1 protein-coding gene and 1 pseudogene are annotated in these 996 nt (G+C 72.8%); both read left to right on the top strand.

Annotated features, from left to right (window positions below; translation table 11 throughout):
- A pseudogene (locus tag B4M60_RS13540) lies at positions 1-204 on the top strand (acyl-CoA synthetase); the annotation flags it as partial.
- A gap of 20 nt (positions 205-224) precedes the next feature.
- The gene (trhA, locus tag B4M60_RS13535; protein ID WP_291085034.1) at positions 225-944 is read left to right on the top strand and encodes a PAQR family membrane homeostasis protein TrhA; all 720 of its coding nucleotides are present in this window, start codon (positions 225-227) and stop codon (positions 942-944) included.
- Positions 945-996: the final 52 nt, after the last annotated feature.

Below are 996 nucleotides of genomic sequence, written 5' to 3'. Positions count from 1 at the left end.
GCCGCCGGGTTCGGGGAGTTCCTCGCCGCGCAGTCCGACCTCGGCCCCAAGCAGTGGCCGTCGCTCCTGCGGGTGACCGCCGCCCTGCCGCGCACCGCCAGCTTCAAGTTCCGGGCCCGCGACCTCACCGCGCTCGGCACCGACCCCGCCGGGGACCGGGTCTGGACCCGCACCGGTGGCGAGCGGGGGTTCAGCGCGTCGTGACCTGACGGTAGGTTCTCCGTGTGATCTCCCGCCCCGACCCCACCGCGAACCCCGATCCGCAGCGCACCGACGCCTACCCCGAGGACGACGACTTCGGCATCTCCGCCGTCCCGCCCAAGCCGATGCTCCGGGGCTGGATCCACGCCGGCACGCTGCCGGTGGCCATCGCGCTCGGCGTGGTGCTCACGGTCCTCGCGGACGGGACGGCCCTGACCTGGGCGTGCGCGGTGTTCCTCACCACCTCGTCGCTGCTGTTCGGGATCTCGGCCCTGTACCACCGGGTGAACTGGGGGCCCCGGGCCGCCGCCCTGATGCGTCGGCTGGACCACTCCAACATCTTCCTCCTGATCGCCGGCACCTACACGCCCATGACGGTGGCCGCCCTCCAGCCGCCGGCCAGCACGATCCTGCTGGTCCTGGTGTGGAGCGGCGCGCTGCTCGGGATCGCGTTCCGCCTGTTCTGGCTGGGGGCCCCGCGGTGGCTGTACGTGCTGCTCTACATCGGCCTGGGCTGGACGGCGGTGTGGTTCGCCGGCGACCTCATCGAGGTCAACCCCGCGGCGGTGATCCTCGTCCTGGCCGGGGGCGTGGCCTACACCGGCGGCGCCGTGGTCTACGCGCTCAAGAAGCCCGACCCGGTGCCGGGGGTTTACGGCTTCCACGAGGTGTTCCACACCTGCACGGTCGTCGCGTTCGCCTGCCACTGGGCGGCGATGCTGCTGTTCGTCCTGCAGGGCTGAACCGCCCCGCCCCCCGCCCACGCGAAATCCGCTACCCCCCTGCGCGATCCGC

The sequence above is a fragment of the Dietzia sp. UBA5065 genome (assembly GCA_002415925.1).
In the GTDB taxonomy this organism is placed as follows: Bacteria; Actinomycetota; Actinomycetes; order Mycobacteriales; family Mycobacteriaceae; genus Dietzia.
The sequence above is the reverse complement of the archived record's forward strand: the minus strand, read 5'-3'. Positions and strand labels throughout refer to the sequence as shown.